16 protein-coding genes are annotated in these 15,871 nt (G+C 66.3%); 12 read left to right on the top strand and 4 right to left on the bottom strand.

The features are described from left to right. The first annotated feature begins 4 nt into the window (after positions 1-4). Genes ACIGJE_RS03265 through ACIGJE_RS03250 form a run of 4 tightly spaced genes read left to right on the top strand, consistent with a single transcriptional unit; the run spans position 5 to position 4,506 of the window. A complete protein-coding gene (locus ACIGJE_RS03265) occupies positions 5-340 on the top strand; it encodes a sarcosine oxidase subunit delta (RefSeq protein WP_311933986.1) in 336 nt (111 codons plus the stop codon). Beyond that, on the top strand, positions 337-3,339 hold the full coding sequence (locus tag ACIGJE_RS03260) for a sarcosine oxidase subunit alpha family protein (RefSeq protein WP_415082001.1): 3,003 nt from the start codon (positions 337-339) through the stop codon (positions 3,337-3,339). Before ACIGJE_RS03265 ends, ACIGJE_RS03260 begins: the two co-directional genes overlap by 4 nt. Continuing rightward, the gene (locus tag ACIGJE_RS03255) at positions 3,332-3,895 is read left to right on the top strand and encodes a sarcosine oxidase subunit gamma (RefSeq protein WP_415082003.1); all 564 of its coding nucleotides are present in this window, start codon (positions 3,332-3,334) and stop codon (positions 3,893-3,895) included. Before ACIGJE_RS03260 ends, ACIGJE_RS03255 begins: the two co-directional genes overlap by 8 nt. Positions 3,896-3,945: 50 nt before the next feature. Next, positions 3,946-4,506, top strand: coding sequence for a hypothetical protein (locus ACIGJE_RS03250; RefSeq protein ID WP_415082005.1), 561 nt, complete (start codon positions 3,946-3,948; stop codon positions 4,504-4,506). Positions 4,507-4,618: 112 nt separating this feature from the next. Here ACIGJE_RS03250 and argC read toward each other — a convergent pair whose 3' ends face one another. Then, a complete protein-coding gene (gene argC, locus ACIGJE_RS03245; RefSeq protein WP_415082007.1) occupies positions 4,619-5,578 on the bottom strand; it encodes an N-acetyl-gamma-glutamyl-phosphate reductase in 960 nt (319 codons plus the stop codon). A 378-nt stretch (positions 5,579-5,956) separates the two neighbouring features. On the opposite strand from argC, the gene ACIGJE_RS03240 reads away from it, so the two are divergent. The 4 genes from ACIGJE_RS03240 to ACIGJE_RS03225 all read left to right on the top strand — a co-directional run bounded on the left by ACIGJE_RS03240 (position 5,957) and on the right by ACIGJE_RS03225 (position 8,451). Continuing rightward, positions 5,957-6,238: a BufA1 family periplasmic bufferin-type metallophore gene (locus tag ACIGJE_RS03240; RefSeq protein WP_068283219.1), complete on the top strand. Its 282-nt coding sequence runs from the start codon at positions 5,957-5,959 to the stop codon at positions 6,236-6,238. 79 nt (positions 6,239-6,317) lie between these two features. Beyond that, positions 6,318-7,181 (top strand): MNIO family bufferin maturase, encoded by an 864-nt coding sequence (bufB, locus tag ACIGJE_RS03235; protein ID WP_415082009.1) that lies wholly within the window; start codon positions 6,318-6,320, stop codon positions 7,179-7,181. After that, positions 7,181-7,936: an HvfC/BufC family peptide modification chaperone gene (locus ACIGJE_RS03230; RefSeq protein WP_415082011.1), complete on the top strand. Its 756-nt coding sequence runs from the start codon at positions 7,181-7,183 to the stop codon at positions 7,934-7,936. The genes bufB and ACIGJE_RS03230 overlap by 1 nt, the downstream gene beginning before the upstream one ends. A gap of 20 nt (positions 7,937-7,956) precedes the next feature. After that, on the top strand, positions 7,957-8,451 hold the full coding sequence (locus tag ACIGJE_RS03225; RefSeq protein ID WP_149252836.1) for a DoxX family protein: 495 nt from the start codon (positions 7,957-7,959) through the stop codon (positions 8,449-8,451). Positions 8,452-8,737: 286 nt separating this feature from the next. Here ACIGJE_RS03225 and ACIGJE_RS03220 read toward each other — a convergent pair whose 3' ends face one another. Further along, the gene (locus ACIGJE_RS03220) at positions 8,738-9,346 is read right to left on the bottom strand and encodes a CGNR zinc finger domain-containing protein (RefSeq protein WP_367623460.1); all 609 of its coding nucleotides are present in this window, start codon (positions 9,344-9,346) and stop codon (positions 8,738-8,740) included. Positions 9,347-9,511: 165 nt separating this feature from the next. On the opposite strand from ACIGJE_RS03220, the gene ACIGJE_RS03215 reads away from it, so the two are divergent. The 3 genes from ACIGJE_RS03215 (at position 9,512) to ACIGJE_RS03205 (ending at position 12,288) form a co-directional block, all read left to right on the top strand. Further along, a complete protein-coding gene (locus ACIGJE_RS03215) occupies positions 9,512-10,810 on the top strand; it encodes an MFS transporter (protein ID WP_415082014.1) in 1,299 nt (432 codons plus the stop codon). Positions 10,811-10,877: 67 nt separating this feature from the next. Continuing rightward, on the top strand, positions 10,878-11,939 hold the full coding sequence (locus tag ACIGJE_RS03210) for a threonine aldolase family protein (protein ID WP_415082016.1): 1,062 nt from the start codon (positions 10,878-10,880) through the stop codon (positions 11,937-11,939). Between the two features lie 52 nt (positions 11,940-11,991). Further along, entirely contained in the window at positions 11,992-12,288 is a 297-nt protein-coding gene (locus tag ACIGJE_RS03205; RefSeq protein ID WP_483680195.1) for an endonuclease domain-containing protein, read from the top strand. Between the two features lie 276 nt (positions 12,289-12,564). Here ACIGJE_RS03205 and ACIGJE_RS03200 read toward each other — a convergent pair whose 3' ends face one another. Then, positions 12,565-14,142, bottom strand: a complete 1,578-nt coding sequence (locus ACIGJE_RS03200) for an acid phosphatase (RefSeq protein WP_415082018.1) — start codon at positions 14,140-14,142, stop codon at positions 12,565-12,567. A gap of 179 nt (positions 14,143-14,321) precedes the next feature. Between ACIGJE_RS03200 and ACIGJE_RS03195 the strand changes: the two genes are divergently transcribed. Continuing rightward, the gene (locus tag ACIGJE_RS03195) at positions 14,322-15,506 is read left to right on the top strand and encodes a cytochrome-c peroxidase (RefSeq protein WP_415082061.1); all 1,185 of its coding nucleotides are present in this window, start codon (positions 14,322-14,324) and stop codon (positions 15,504-15,506) included. 42 nt (positions 15,507-15,548) lie between these two features. Here ACIGJE_RS03195 and ACIGJE_RS03190 read toward each other — a convergent pair whose 3' ends face one another. Next, a complete protein-coding gene (locus ACIGJE_RS03190) occupies positions 15,549-15,761 on the bottom strand; it encodes a hypothetical protein (RefSeq protein WP_311933973.1) in 213 nt (70 codons plus the stop codon). Positions 15,762-15,871: the final 110 nt, after the last annotated feature.

The following is a 15,871-nucleotide window of genomic DNA, read 5'->3' as shown; positions in this document are numbered from 1 at the left end:
CGTCATGCTGCTCATCCGCTGCCCTTATTGCGAACAGGATCGCCCGGAACTGGAATTCCGCAACATGGGCGAGGCCCATATTGCCCGCCCCGCCTTCGCCGACAATCCGACGGACGAGGTCTGGGAAGGTTTCCTCTACACCCGCTCCAATCCCAAGGGGCTGATCGCCGAGCGCTGGCGCCATGTGCATGGCTGCGCGCGCTTTTTCAACGCCGTGCGCCATACCGTGACCGACAAGTTCGTGAAGACCTATAAGCAGGGCGAACCCAAGCCCGATCTGGCGGCCCTGGCCGCCGAACTTGCCGCCGCTACGCCCTCCAACACGGAGGCGCGCGCGTGACCGCCTCCCTCCGGACAGCGGCCGGCGGCCGCATCGATCGCGCCAAGCCGATCAACTTCACCTTCGACGGCATCGCCTATCAGGGCGTGCGCGGCGATACGCTGGCTTCCGCCCTGCTCGCCAACGGTGTGCACCTGATCGGGCGCTCGTTCAAATATCATCGGCCTCGCGGCATCATGTCCGCGGGCTCGGAAGAGGCGAACGCGATGGTCACGGTGTCCCGGGACGCCGGCCGCACCACGCCCAATCTGCGCGCCACGCAGGTCGAGCTCTATGAGGGCCTCGTCGCCACCAGCCAGAACCGCTGGCCTTCGCTGAAATTCGATGCCGGTGCCGTCAATGACGCGATGTCGCCCTTCCTGGCCTCGGGTTTCTACTACAAGACTTTCATGTGGCCGCAGAGCTTCTGGAAGAACGTCTACGAGCCCCGGATCCGTGCTGCCGCTGGCTTCGGCGAGGCACCCAAGGTGGCCGACCCCGATCGCTACCTCAACCGCTTTGCCCATTGCGACGTGCTGGTGGTGGGTTCCGGGCCGGCAGGCCTGGCAGCCACCATCGCCGCGGCCGAGACCGGCGCCTCGGTGATCCTGGTCGACGAGCAGGCCGAGCTCGGCGGCTCCCTGCTCTCGGAGACCACGGCGACCATCGAAGGGCGGGCGGCACGCGACTGGGCCACCGACATCATCATGTCGCTGGCCCTCAACGATCGCGTCCGGCTGATGCCGCGCACCACCGCTTTCGGCTGGTATTCCGACAATTTCGTCGCCTTGGCCGAAAGGCTGACCGACCATGTCGCCCAGCCCGAGGCCCGCACGCCCCGTGAGCGGCTCTGGCAGGTGCGCGCCAAGCAGGTCGTCATCGCCGCCGGCGCGATCGAGCGTCCGCTGGTGTTCCCGGAGAACGACCGGCCGGGCATCATGCTGGCCGACTCGGCCCGTACCTATGTCAACCGCTACGGCGTCAAGCCGGGCAACCGGGCGGTGGTGTTCACCGCCTGCGACAGCGCCTATCAGGCCGCGCTCGACCTCAAGGCCGCTGGCGTCGACATCGCCGTGATCGCCGACATCAGGCCCGATGGCGGCGCCCTGGTCGGCGTTGCCAGGGAGGCCGGCATTCGCGTCAGCCTCGGCGCGACGATGATGGGCACCAGCGGGCGGCTGCGCGTCAATGCAGTCAGGCTCGGCCGAGTTGGTACCGATGGCACCGTCAGGGACCGGGAGACGGTCTCCTGCGACCTCGTGCTGATGTCAGGCGGCTGGACGCCGACCGTGCATCTGTTCTCGCAGTCGCGCGGCAAGCTGCGCTACGACGAGGCCAAGCAGATCTTCGTGCCGGGCTTTGCCCGCGACGAGGAGCGTTCGGCCGGCGCCTGCCGCGGCGTGTTCGATTTCGGCGCGGTGATCAATGACGGCTTTGCCGCCGGCCACGAGGCCGGGCGTGACGCCGGCTTCGACAAGGGCGCCCTCAAGACCTTCGACGTCGCTGGCGAGACCTCTCAGGATGGGTTCTACACCGGGGCGCTGCCGCATGACCGCAATGCCAGCCGGGTCAAGGCCTTCGTCGATTTCCAGCATGACGTCACCGCCAAGGACATCAAGCTGGCGACGCGCGAGGGCTTCCGCTCGATCGAGCACGTCAAGCGCTACACCACCACCGGCATGGCGACCGACCAGGGCAAGACCTCCAACATCAATGCGCTGGCCATCGCCGCCAAGGCTGTTGACAAGAAGGTGCCGCAGGTCGGCCTGACCACCTTCCGCCCGCCTTATACGCCGACCACCTTCGGCCTGTTCGCCGGCACGGCGCGTGGCGACCTGTTCGATCCCGTGCGCAAGACCGCGATGCACGAGGCCGAGGTCGAGATGGGCGCTGATTTCGAGGATGTCGGCCTGTGGAAGCGCGCCTGGTACTATCCGCGCGCCGGCGAGAGCATGCATGACGCTGTTAACCGCGAATGCAAGACGGTGCGCGACAAGGTCGGCATGTTCGACGCCTCCACCCTCGGCAAGATCGAGGTGGTCGGCCCGGATGCGGCCGAGTTCATGCACCGCATCTATGTCAACCCGTTCATGAAGCTGGAGCCGGGCCGCCTGCGCTATGGCATCATGACCCGCGACGACGGCTTCGTCTATGACGACGGCGTGGTCGGCCGCATGGCGCCAGACCGCTTCCACGTCACCACCACCACCGGCGGGGCGCCCCGCGTGCTCTCGCATATGGAGGACTACCTCCAGACCGAGTGGACCGACCTCAAGGTCTGGTTCACCTCCACCACCGAGCAATGGGCCGTCATCGCCGTGCAGGGCCCCCATGCCCGCGACGTGCTGGCGCCTCTGGTCGAGGGCATCGACATCTCCAAGGACGGCATGCCGCATATGTCGGTCAAGGAAGGCCGCATCTGCGGCGTTCCCACCCGCCTGTTCCGCATGAGCTTCACCGGCGAAGCCGGCTTCGAGGTGAACGTGCCGGCCGCCTATGGCCGGGCCGTCTGGCAAGCCATCCATGCCGAGGTCGTCAAATATGACGGCTGCGCCTATGGCACCGAGGCGATGCATGTGCTGCGCGCCGAGAAGGGCTACATCATCGTCGGCCAGGACACCGACGGTACGCTGACCCCGGATGAGGCGGGCGTCGGCTGGGCCGTGGGCAAGGCCAAGGCCGATTTCGTCGGCAAGCGTGGCCTGATGCGGCCGGACCTGCAGGATCCCAACCGCAAGCAGTTCGTCGGGCTCCTCACCGTCGATCCCGGCGTGGTGCTGGAAGAGGGGGCGCAGATCACCGAAGTGGCGCAGCCCGCCCTTGGCGAGCATGCTCTCGGCCACGTCACCTCGGCCTATTGGAGCGCCAATCTCGGCCGTTCCATCGCTTTGTGCAATCTGGAGCGTGGCCGCTCGCGCTATGGCGAGACGGTCTATGTGCCGATGCCCGGCGGCTCGATCGCCGTGAGGGTGGTCGATCCGATCTTCATCGACAAGGAAGGAACGCGGCTCAATGGCTGATATCGCAACCCGCCGCGATCCGCTTGACGGCATCGCGCCGATCACCGCCCGCAGCCGCCTCACCATCGAGGCGGCGCCGCGGGGCGCCCGCCTGGCGCTGCGCGGGCCGGACAGTGCTGCCGTCGCGGCCGGCCAGGCCTTCGGGCTGGCGCTGCCGACCGCTCTCAATACCGCCGCCACCGACGGCACCCGCACCGCCTTCAAGCTCGGCCCCGACGAGTGGCTACTGCTCGCGCCCGAGAATGCCGAGGCCGAGGCCTACGCCGCCATCGAGGCGGCCGTGCAGGAGCCGCATTCGCTGGTGGATGTCAGCCATCGCAATATCGGCATCCTGGTCTCGGGTTCGCTGGCTGCCGATGTGCTCAATGCCGGCGTCATGCTGGACCTCGACCCCAAGGCCTTTCCCGTCGGCACCGCCACCCGCACGCTCTACGCCAAGGCGGAAATCGTGCTGTGGCGCAAGGGCGCGAACGACTTCCACGTCGAGGTCTGGCGTTCCTTCACCGATTACCTGTATGGGCAGCTCGAGCAGGCCGCGCGGGAATATGTGAAATAGAGCGGCACAGGCACTGCCCCAACGCTCGCGGGCTGCATTGGGGAGAGAAGTTGACCCCCGGCAAGATCCATATCCACGAGGACGATTGGGGGATGCGCTCCCTTCATCCCTTGATGGCGCTTGCCCATTACCGGACCGACCTGGACAAGGCCGCCCAACACGCCGTCGATCATGCTGCGCCCGGCGGCACGGGCTGGACGGACGTGCATGTCATTGCCAATGCTCCCGAGGAGCAGGCGCAATTCGCCACCTTGACGCCGGAGGCTTTCGGCGCAGCTCTGGCTTTTCTTCCCCGGGTGATGCAGTTCAACGCCACCGCATCGGCCGGTTTCGAGAAACATGACGAATGGGGCTATTACAATTCGGAGGCCCTATGTTTCGGTCACGATGCGGATTTCTATCTGATATGTACCCATGATGCCGGCGTCATTCGGGAAATCTTCTTCGAACTGTCTTCGCCGGACGAGGTACGGCTCGGGTTTTTCCGCGAGGCTCTCTCACGGCTGAATGCCATTGAGCCGCTCTGTCTGGTCGACTATTGGACCGACACGGTGCTCGATGCCGCTGACGAGAAGGCGCTGGACGCCTATTGCCGGCTGCTCTCTGAGTAGCTGAGACCGGGTCAGGCGCTCGTTGCCGTCCCAGGGCACGAGATTGCCGTTTCCTGCCACGTCGCGATGCACGCCCACCGAGCGTAGAGAAGGAGCAGTCGCTACCGCCGGCTCAGACGCCCAGCATCAGCTGGATGTTCTGCACCGCGGCACCGGAGGCGCCCTTGCCGAGATTGTCCAGCCTTGCCACCAGCACGGCCTGGCGATGGGCTTCATGCGGGAACACGCGAAGCTCCAGCCGGTCGGTGTCGTTGAGCGCTTCCGCTTCGATCTTGGCGGCACCGTCCAGCGGCTCCACGCTGACCAGCCTGGCACCGGCATAATAGTCGGCGAGGATGGCGTGGAGGTCATCAGCCTTCGGCTTGCCCGGCAGCGTGTCGAGATGCAACGGCACGGAGACCAGCATGCCCTGGCGGAAATTGCCGACGGACGGCACGAAGATCGGCCGGCGGGTCAGGCCGGTATAGGCCTGCAGTTCCGGCACGTGCTTGTGCTCCAGCGTCAGGCCGTAAAGTTCGAAGGAGGGGGCGGTGCCGGCCTCGTAGGCCTCGATCATCGACTTGCCGCCGCCGGAATAGCCGCTGACCGCATTGACGGTGACGGGATGGTCCTGGGGGATCACGCCGGCATCGACCAGGGGACGCAGAAGGGCGATCGCGCCGGTGGGATAGCAGCCGGGATTGGCGACGTGGCTCGCCTTGGCAATGGCCTCGGCCTGGCCCGGCGCCAGTTCGGCAAAGCCGTAGACCCAGCCGGGCGCGACCCGATGGGCGGTCGAGGCGTCCAGAACCTTGGGCTTGCGGCCGTCGAGCTCGCCGATCAGCGCCACCGTTTCCTTGGCGGCGGCGTCGGGCAGGCAGAGCACCACGAGGTCGACCTCGGCCAGCAGCGCCTTCTTCGCCGCGACGTCCTTGCGCAGCTCGGGCGCGATGCTGCGCAGGGCAACGCCCGCCACCGACGCCAATCGCTCGCGGATGCCGAGGCCCGTGGTGCCGGCTTCGCCGTCGATGAAGACGGTACGCACGGCGCCGGCCTGGTGCGGCTTTTCGGCGAGATCGGAGAGGGCGGCCATGTCTGGTCCTCCTTGAGGAGAGGCGGGCTGTCGGGAATGCTGGCTATATCGGAGCAAGAGGTGTCACTGTCAATGCTGGAGCGCATTCCGGGTGCGCGGGGGTCTCGCCCGCTCTTGGAATCGCCGTGCTTCCCGGGAGGGAAGAACGGGCATCCCGAAATCGCGGCGCCGCCATCACTTTCAAATCCGGCGGGTAACAACCTACGCCGTGGTGACGAATATCGTTACAGCGGCTGGAATCACATGTTTTAGCGCAAAAAGTGTGGTTTTCGGCACGCTCACTTGATTTGGCTCCGATGCCGGAGCGGGTCATAGTCAAGGCCATGCGGAGCGGCAACCGGCCGTTTCCGCCATATCCTGCAACAGAAGGAAACTCCCATGTCCGTGTTCACCAAGGCCAGCACTGCTTTCGCTCTTGCCGGCGCCGTCGCCAGCGCCGCCGCTTTGCTGTCGGCTCCCGCCAAGGCCGACGACTCCAAGGAGAAATGCTACGGCGTCGCCCTCAAGGGCCAGAACGACTGTGCGGCCGGTGCCCATTCCTGTGCGGGTACCTCGACGATCGACTATGACGGCCAGTCCTTCAAGCTGGTGCCCAAGGGAAGCTGCGTCACCATGAAGACGCCGACGGGTATGGGCTCGCTGACGCCCGTCAAGAGCTGATAGCTCGCACGAGACATGCGAGGGCCGCCCGCTACGGCGCGGCGGCTCCCGCCTTCCCTCTGCCCCTTCGGAGAACGCCATGACCGATCCCGCCAGCACGACCCTGCCATCGCGCGCCGGCGCCGGGCTCAAGCCGGAGCATGTCGAGACCATTCTCGCCACCCGGCCCGACATCGGCTTCTTCGAGGTCCACGCCGAGAATTACATGGGCGCCGGTGGCCCGCCGCATGCCCAGCTCCGGGCCATCTGCGAAAACTACGCGCTGTCGCTGCATGGCGTCGGCCTGTCGATCGGCGCGGCCCGGCCCCTCGACAAGGAGCATCTCGCCCGGCTGAAGGCGCTCGAACAGCGCTATCGCCCGGCAAGCTTTTCCGAGCATCTGGCCTGGTCGAGCCATGAGGAAGTCTTCCTCAACGATCTTCTGCCGGTGCCCTATACGCCCGAGACCCTGCGGCGCGTCTGCGACCATATCCACGAGGTGCAGGAGACGCTGGGCCGGCGCATGCTGCTGGAGAACCCCTCGACCTATCTCCTGTTCGAGGAGAGCACCATCGAGGAGACCGATTTCCTCGCCGAGATCGCCCGGCTTACCGGCTGCGGCCTGCTGCTCGACATTAACAATGTCTTCGTCTCCGCCACCAATCATGCGACTTCGCCCGAGACCTATCTCGACCGCTTCCCTCTCGGCCTCGTCGGCGAGATCCATCTCGCCGGCCATGCCGAGACAGTGGACGATGCCGGTGCGCCGCTGCTGATCGATGCGCATGACCGGCCGGTCGCCGATCCGGTCTGGGCCCTCTATGAACGCGTCATCGCTCAAGCCGGGCGGCTGCCGACCCTGATCGAATGGGACAATGACGTGCCGGATTGGCCGGTGCTGGCCCGCGAGGCGGCGCTTGCCGAGGCCGCGATGGCGCGGGTCATGCGAGCGAGGGCCGCCTGATGCTCGCGAACACGCAATCCGCGTTCCGGCTGGCGGTGCTCGACCCGGCCGCCGCGCTGCCGCAGGGGCTGGCCGCCCATAATGGCGTGACGCCCAACCGGCGCTTCGCCATCTATCGCGACAATGTCGCGCTCGGCCTCGCTGCGGCGCTGGAGAGCCGCTTTCCGGCTTCGATCGCCATCGTCGGTGCCGACTTCTTCCGGGCCCTGGCCATCCGCTTTGCGCGCGAGCATCCGCCGCGCTCGCCGCTGCTGCTCGATTATGGCGATCAACTGCCGGCCTTCACCGAAGCCTTCGAGCCGGCGCGGGAGGTCGCCTACCTCCCGGATGTGATGCGCCTGGAGATTGCCAGGGCGCAGGCCTATCACGCCGCCGATGCCGAGCCGGCCTCGCCGGCAGCGCTCAAGGGCCTCGATCCTGCTCGTCTGCACGAGGTGCGGGTCGAGATCCATCCGGCGGTGCGCCTCCTGCGCTCGGCCTTTCCGGTGGCGACGATCTGGCAGATGAATGCCGGCGGCGAGGCACGGGAGATCGTGGATTGGTCCGGCGAGGACGTGCTGGTGACCCGCCCCAGGCTCGACGTCGAGGTGCAGCTCCTGCCGCCGGGTGGTTATGCCTTCCTGGCCGCCCTGCGCACCGGGCACCCCTTGGAGGCGGCGGCAGAGGCTGCTTTTGCCGAAGCCCCCGATTTCAACCTGGCCGCCGCCATTGCGGGGCTGGTTGCGGCCGGTATCGCCTGCCGCTTCGAGATCTGAACCTGCCGGAGAGTGTTGCCATGACTCGCACGACATTCGCATCTCCCGACCCGGCAGCGCCGGGATTGGCGGATCGGTTGATCCATCTTTTCACGCTGATCCCGCATTGGCTGATCGCCCTGATCGCCCGCATCGCCTTGTTCCGGGTGTTCTGGTGGTCGGCGCGCACCAAGGTGGCCGACGGCACGCTGTTTTCCCTGTCGGACAGCGCCGTCTATCTCTTCCAGGAGGAATACAAGCTGCCGCTGCTGCCGCCGGAGCTCGCCGCCCATCTGGCCCTGCTGGGCGAAAGCGTGTTCTCCATCCTGGTCATCCTCGGCCTGGCGACGCGGCTCGGCGGCCTCGGCCTGTTCGGCATGGCGCTGGTGATCCAGCTCTTCGTCTATCCCGACCACTACAACGAACACCTGCCCTGGATGGTCTGCGCCCTCTATCTCGCCAAATTCGGTGGCGGCTTCTTCTCCCTCGACGCCCTGATCGCCCGCTGGACCGGCCGCAAGGTTGCGTTCGCCTGAGGCGGGGGTGCGATGGCTGCCGGGGGCCGTGGTCTTGTTGGTGCCGCGCTGCCCCTCACCTCTATCCTCTCCCCGCAAGAGCAGGGCGAGGGGACGCAGGCGTTGCGATCGATGCTCAGACTATGCATCTCGCCCGACGGTTGGGCGAGACAGCACGTTTTCGGTGAGGCGTGACCGGCCGAGGTCTCCTCGCGCGTCCTTACGGGGAGAGAATAGAGGTGAGGGGCTGCGCAACCGTCGTGGGCGGGCATGGGCAATCACCGGTCAGCTGTCAGAGACACTCTGCTCAGCCTGCATCCTGCCTGACCTTGGCATAGTGCCGGCTGGCCTTGGCGCGATTGCCGCAGGTGGCCATGTCGCACCAGCGCCGGGTCCCGCTCTTGCTCTCGTCGAGAAAGAGGAAGCGGCATTCGGGATTGGCACAGCGCCGGATGCGGTATCGCGCGGCGGCGGGAATGAGATCGCCGGCCGACCACAGCACCGGGGCGAGCAGATGTGCCGGCGAAGCTGCGAAAGGCCCGACATGCCAGGCATAGCCGTCCGTCGTGCGCACCAGGCGGCTGCGGGTGGGAGCCTGGGCGATGGCCTGGGCGAGAGCGGCGAAGTCGCGCTCCTCGACGGCTTGTTTCTCGGCGATTGCGGCCAGTGCACGATAAAGGGCTTCGCGCAGCCGGATCGCCTCGTCGAAGAGGCGGTCGGCATCATCAGGATGTTCACCGGCCCAGCGGCCGGCCTGTTCGATGCGTTCGCCCGCCTCTCCACCGGTCCGCTTCGTCCAGGCGAGCAGATCCGCCACGCCGTGCAGCCGCTCGACCGGCGTCTCCCGTCCTCGCCAGGAACGGGTATTCGCGAAGGCGATGCACAGGTCATCGCGCACCGGTGAAATCAACGTCATGGCATCCCTGCGAGCCCAGGCCGGTTCCGGCTGGCCGGAACACGGGAACGGCAAGCCTGAAGGAATTCTAACCGCCTTGGGGGTTGACAGTCAACGCGGCCGGTTCGACAATACTAACCATCATGATGGTTATATAGACACCGAACCCACCGCGAGGAGGGCGCCATGGACCGCGACACCAGCGCCGCACTGACAGGAAACGGCCGCGCTTTGGGGGGGACGTCTCCCCGGCAGGCGGAGACCGCGAGTGCCGGGGCTGGCGTCCCGCTCTGGGCGATGCTGGCGGCTCTCTCGGCGGTGGCGGCCATGAGCCAGGCGTTCCGCACCGTCGCAACTCTGTTCGCCGGCGAACTCAAGCTGGAATTTGGGGCCTCCACCCAGGAGATTGGCCTGTTCGCCGGTGCCTTTCATTTGTCCTTCGCGCTGGCGCAGATCCCCATCGGCGTGGCCCTCGACCTGTTCGGACCGCGCCGTACCGTCTGTGCCGCCTTCCTGCTCGCCTGCCTCGGTGCGCTGGTCTCCGCCCTCGCGCCCAATCTGCCCGTACTGATTGCCAGCCAGGTTCTGATCGGCGTCGGTTGCGCGCCGGCCTTCCTCGGTGCCATCGTCTTCGTCACCAACCGCTATCCGGCCAGGCAATTTGCGCGGCTCTCCGGTCTGGTGCTGAGCTTCAGCGGCATCGGCATGTTGATGACCGGCACGCCGCTCGCCTTGGTGGTGGAAACCTGGTCGTGGCGGGCCGGCTTCCTGGCGCTGGCCGCGCTTTCGATCCTCGTTCTCGTCGCCAATGTCCTGCTCGTCCGCGACGAAGCGCCTGCGCCGGGACGTGGCCGCCCAAACCTGTCCGTCGCCTTCGCTGAGATCGGGCCGCTTCTCGCGCAGAGGCATACGCTTGGCATCCTGCTGCTCGGCGGTGTCTCCTATGCGGCCTTCCTCACCTTGCGCGGCCTGTGGGCCGTGCCGATGCTGATGGACCGGCACGGCTTCGGCCTCGTCGTCAGTGGCCACATCATGCTGGCGACCTCGCTCGCAGCCCTGCTCGGCCCGCCCGTTTTCGGCCTGCTCAAGCCCGGCAATCGCGGTCGGCGCTGTTGGATCGTCGCTAGCGCGGCCCTTTACATGGCCGCCTTTGCGGCCCTGGCGGGACAGTCGTCGAGCCTCGTCGATATCGCCGCGGTGGTCCTGCTCGGCTTCATGACCGGCTATTTCATCCTGCAATATGCCGATGTCCGCGCCGCCTATGCCGATGCGGTCGCCGGCCGGGCCTTCGCCGTGTTCAACACCGCCATTTTCCTCGGCGTCGCCGTGATGCAATGGCTGACGGGGCTGGTGGGATCCTTCGCTGCGGCCCGGGATGCCGATCCCTACCTGCCCGTGTTTGCGGTGATCATCGTGCTGTTGGCCGCCGGCATCGCCAGCTTCGTCCTGCTGCCCTGGCCGCGCGGCAAGGGCTGGGAGCGCTGACGCGTCGCACCGGAGCGCTTGCCTCTTCCCCCTTGCGCATCAGGGTCGGAGCGCTCTACTTCAAGGCATGAATTTTGCCAGCGACAATTGGGCTGGAGCCAGCCCCAGGATCATCGAGGCGCTTGCCCGCGGCGCCGATGGTATCGCCCCTGCCTATGGGCAGGATGATCTCACCCGTGAATTGAAGGCACGCCTGGCCGATCTGTTCGGTCGCGAGGTCGGCGTGCTCTTCGCCGCCACCGGCAGTGCCGCCAATTCCCTGGCCCTGAGCGCCCTCAGCCCGCCTTATGGCGCTGTCTATGCCTATGAGGAGGCGCATATCGTCGGCGACGAGGCCGGCGCGCCGGAGTTCTTCACCCAGGGTGCGCGCTTGGTGCCGATCGCCGGCGCCGGGGGCAAGCTGACGCCGGCCGGGCTGGAGGCTACGCTGGCGCGTGGCTCCGGTTCGGGCTCTGCCATTCCAAGGCCTGCCGTGCTGTCGATCACCCAGGCGACGGAAAGCGGCACCGTCTATCGCCGCGGCGAGATCACGGCCCTGACCGAGATCGCCCGGGCACGCGGCCTCAAGGTGCATATGGATGGCGCGCGCTTCGCCAATGCCTTCGCCTTCCTCGCAAAGGCCGATGGCATCAGCCCGGCCGACATCACCTGGAAGGCCGGCGTCGATGCCCTCGCCTTCGGCCTCACCAAGAACGGTGCCCTGATGGCCGAGGCCGTCCTGCTGTTCGAGCCGGAGAAGGCCGCCGAGCTCGAATGGCTGCGCAAGCGCAGCGGCCACGTCGTTTCCAAGGCCTGGCCGATCGCCGCCCAGTTCCTGGCCATGCTGGAGAACGACCACTGGCTCGATCTTGCCCGCCACGCCAATGCGATGGCGACGGCTTTGTCGCAGGGCCTCGTCGCGGCAGGTCATCGGCTCGGCTATGAGACGCAGGCCAACGAAGTCTTCGCCGTCCTGCCGAAAGCGATGATCGCCCAGTTGAGGCAGGCCGGCGCCCGCCTCTATGAATGGCCCGTCCATGGCCTGCCCGCCGACCGCCGGCCCGCCGACGATGCGGACCTGGTACGCCTGGTCACCTCCTTCGCGACGAAAGGGGAAGAGGTGGAGAGGTTCCTGGCCCTAGCGGGGTAGGGAAGCAGGCGAGGCCGTTGCGCAAAAAGCTGACCTTGCAGGAAGTCAAGCTCTGGCAGCAGCTGCGTGCGTTGCGACCCGAGGGGTCCACATCCGCCGCCAGGTTCTGATCGGTCGCTATGTCGCGGATTTTGCCTGTCTGCGTAGACGCCTGGTCGTCGAAGTCGACGGCAACCAGCATGCAATGCCTGAAGGGCTTGCCCGGGGTGGTATCCGCGATGCCTTCCTGGCAGAACGCGGGTTCAAGGTACTGCGCTTTTCGAACCATGACGTCGATCATGCGCTTGCCTCTGTGATCGATACGATCTTCGAGGCATTGCGCGGCCGGTGGGAGGAAGAGGAAGGGTGATCCCGCCCGACCTGATAAGGAGGGTCACCGACACAGCCCTATCGGAGTAAAGCGCCACTATCCTTCCCCGGCTTCGGGGAAGGTGTCGCCGCGGAGCGGTGACGGAAGGGGGAGAGTGGTGCTTCGAAAGCCATGGAATCCCAAGGCCGCGCCACTCTCCCCCACCCGGCCCGGCTGTGCCGGTCCCAGCGCACACAAACTGTGTGCGCGACCTCCCCGAAGTCGGGGAGGGATAGTCGCGCTTTATTTTGTGTGGTCCGCGATAGGCCGCCGCCCTCATTTGTCCTTCAACACCAGCGCGCTGGTCAGGTCGCCGAGGGGCTTCTGCTTGCGGGCGGCCATCGCGGTGTCGCGCACGGTGATGCCGTGCAGGGTCGGCAGCTCGAAGCGGCGCGTGATGAAGCGCAGGATCGAGGTGGTGTCCATCGGCGCATGGTCGACGAAGCCGCGGCGGGCATAGGGCGAGACGATGATCGCCGGGATACGCGAGCCGGGGCCCCAGCGGTCGCCCTTGGGCGGGGCGACGTGGTCCCACAGGCCGCCATTCTCGTCATAGGTGACGACGACGAGCATATGCGGCCATTGCGGGCTCTTCTCGAGATGAGCGATCACGTCGGCGATATGGGCATCGCCCGCCTGGATGTCGGCATAGCCCGAATGCTCGTTGAGGTTGCCCTGCGGCTTGTAGAAGGAGACTTGGGGCAGTTTGCCGGCGTCGATCGCCTTGATGAATTCGACGCCCGCCAGGCCGCCGTCGCGCAGATGCTCGGCCCGGGCCGGGGTACCCGGTGCGAAGCTGGCATAATAGTTCAGGGGCTGGTGGTGATACTGGAAGTTCGGGATCGGCGTCTTGTTGCCATGGTCGAGCACATCCTGCCAGGCGCCGCCATACCAGGCCCAGCTCACATGCTTGAGGCTGAGCAGGTCCCCGATGGTCGGTTCGGTCTGAGGCGGCAGCGTCGTCGGCTTGGCCGGATCGGCAAATGCCTTGTCGCCATCCTTGGCCGGCTCGTTGCCGCTCGGCTGATAGGGCGGCTGCATGGTATTCACGGCATAGAAATCAGGCGTGAGATTGCCATCGCCGGCAAATTTCGGGATGCCGTCCATTGCCGATTTCGGCGAATTGGCAGCTGCCTTGAGCGTCACCCCGTCGGGTTCGACCACGGCGATCGACGGCTTGGCCGGATTGGTGTCGGCATTGGGGTAATAGGGCGCGCAGGCGCACACCAGCCATTGATGGTTGAAGAAGGAGCCGCCGAAGCCGCCCATGAAGAAATTGTCGGCCAGCACGTATTTCTGGGCGACCTTCCACATGGCAGTTTTCGAGCCGTCCCACAGGCTGACCGAGAGGGCCCCTGAATCGGCATAGGCGACGAATTTGTCGTTGCGCCCGCCATTGATCTGCATCTGGTTCTGGTAATAGCGATGCCAGAGGTCGCGCGTGATGGTGCCGTAGCCGAGGTTGAAGCCCTTGGGGTCGTCCGCGTGGAAGGGACGGTTGGGCAGATGCTCGGTCTCGGCTTGGGTCACCGGCGGCGTCACCCCCTTGGCGGTCAGGCCTTCCCAGATCGGCGGCAATTCTCGGAAGGGCTTGCCGTCGCGATCACGCTGGATGCGGGCGGTCGCCGGTGCCTTCGCCACGCCATTGGCACCCGGAAAGCTGCCATAGAGATTATCGAAGCTGCGGTTCTCGGCATAGATCACCACCACGGTATCGATCAGCTTCAGGTCCTCGGACGCTCCAGGCGCAGGCTTGGCCTTCTGGCCGCCCGTGCCTTCGGCAGCCAGCGCCGATCCGAAGGCACCGATGGAAAGGCTCAACGCATACACGACCGCCGCCGATTTCATGCGCATCTGGGTCTCCTGCCTCGATTTGCTTGTTGCTATCGTCCCCCACAGCCCCTCATCTTAGCCGGGCCGGCTGAAGACGCCACCCCCGATCGCAATGAAGGAATGCAGCCATAAGCTTTCTTTGCAACAGACGTGTGAGGCAATGGGGCGTCGTCGTGGGGCTCGCCCTGCCGGTGCTGGCGATGACCTCGGTCCAGGCCGGCCAGGACGGGTCCCGCGCGATGTCGCGGGCACAGGTGCGCCAGCAGGCGCAGGCGCTCGGTGCTCTCGGCCGCACCCTCTTCTTCGACCCGTCCCTGTCGGGCTCGGGCAAGTTGGCCTGTTCCTCCTGCCACGATCCCGCCCATGCCTTCGGGCCGGTGAACGACCACGCGGTACAACTCGGCGGCGGCGACATGCATCAGCCGGGCATGCGCGCCGTACCTTCGCTGAAATATCTGCAGGTGGTGCCGCCCTTCACCGAGCATTTCTACGATTCCGAGGACGAGGCCGACGAAAGTATCGACAATGGTCCCACGGGCGGCTTGACCTGGGATGGGCGGGTCGATCGCGGGGCGGATCAGGCCAGGATTCCGCTGCTTTCGGATTTCGAGATGGGCAATCGGGATGGGGCGGAAGTGGCTCGCCGCGTGCTCGCCGCCGGTCATGGCAAGGCCATCGCCGCCATTGCCGGGCCGAAGGCGGCCGGCGACCCGGACCTCGTCTACAAGACGGCCCTGAAGGCGCTCGAGGTGTTCCAGCAGGACTACCGGACCTTCTATCCCTATTCGAGCAAATATGACGCGGTGCTCGCCGGCAAGGCCGAGCTCACGCCCCAGGAGGCACGGGGTCTCGATCTGTTCAACGCGGCCGACAAGGGCAATTGCGCCTCCTGCCACATCAGTCAGCGCGGCAATGACGGCACGCCGCCCCAATTCACCGATTACGGCCAGATCGCGCTCGCGGTGCCGCGCAACCCCGACATTCCCGCCAACAAGGATCCGGCCTATCACGATCTCGGCCTGTGCGGGCCGCTGCGCACCGACTTCCTGAAACGCGAGGATTATTGCGGCCTGTTCCGCACGCCGACCCTGCGCAATGTCGCCCTGCGCAAGACCTTCTTCCACAATGGCGCCATGCATTCCCTGCGCGATGCCGTGCGCTTCTATGTCGAGCGCGAGACCCATCCGGAACGCTGGTATCCGCGCAAAGCCGATGGCAGCATCGACAAATATGACGACCTGCCCGAGGCGGCGAAGGCGAACATCAACACCGATCCGCCCTTCGACCGCAAGGCCGGCGACGAACCGGCCCTGACGCCGGCCGAGATCGACGATGTCGTGGTCTTTCTCGGTACGCTGACCGACGGCTACGAGCCGGCAAAATGAAGGCTTGAGCCGAACTGGCAGCCCGGTTCCCGTTTGTTTGCGTCAGCTACCGGCCGACTTTGCCGGCAGCCCGAGCAGGCTCGCGACGGCCTCGGCGCCCTTGCCGGTGGCGGAAACCTCGCCATTGTCCCGGACCTCCAGTCCCGCGCCATTGGAGAAGCTGAGGGACCAGCCGTCATCGCTGCCGTTGCGGCGTCGATCGGTGAGTTCGATACCGGCCGCGGAAACCAGTGCAATGGCCTTGTCGACGTCCATGGTCGTCACCTCGTGCAAGCTGCCCCGGATCTTTCCCCTAGCCAGTTGGATCGCGAAGGCGAGGCAAGTCAAGGAGAAAGGGCCGACTCTGGGAGGTTGGGGCGTGCCAT

Source organism: Labrys sp. E2SS-1L (assembly GCF_057073705.1).
This window is presented reverse-complemented; position numbering and strand designations above follow the sequence as displayed.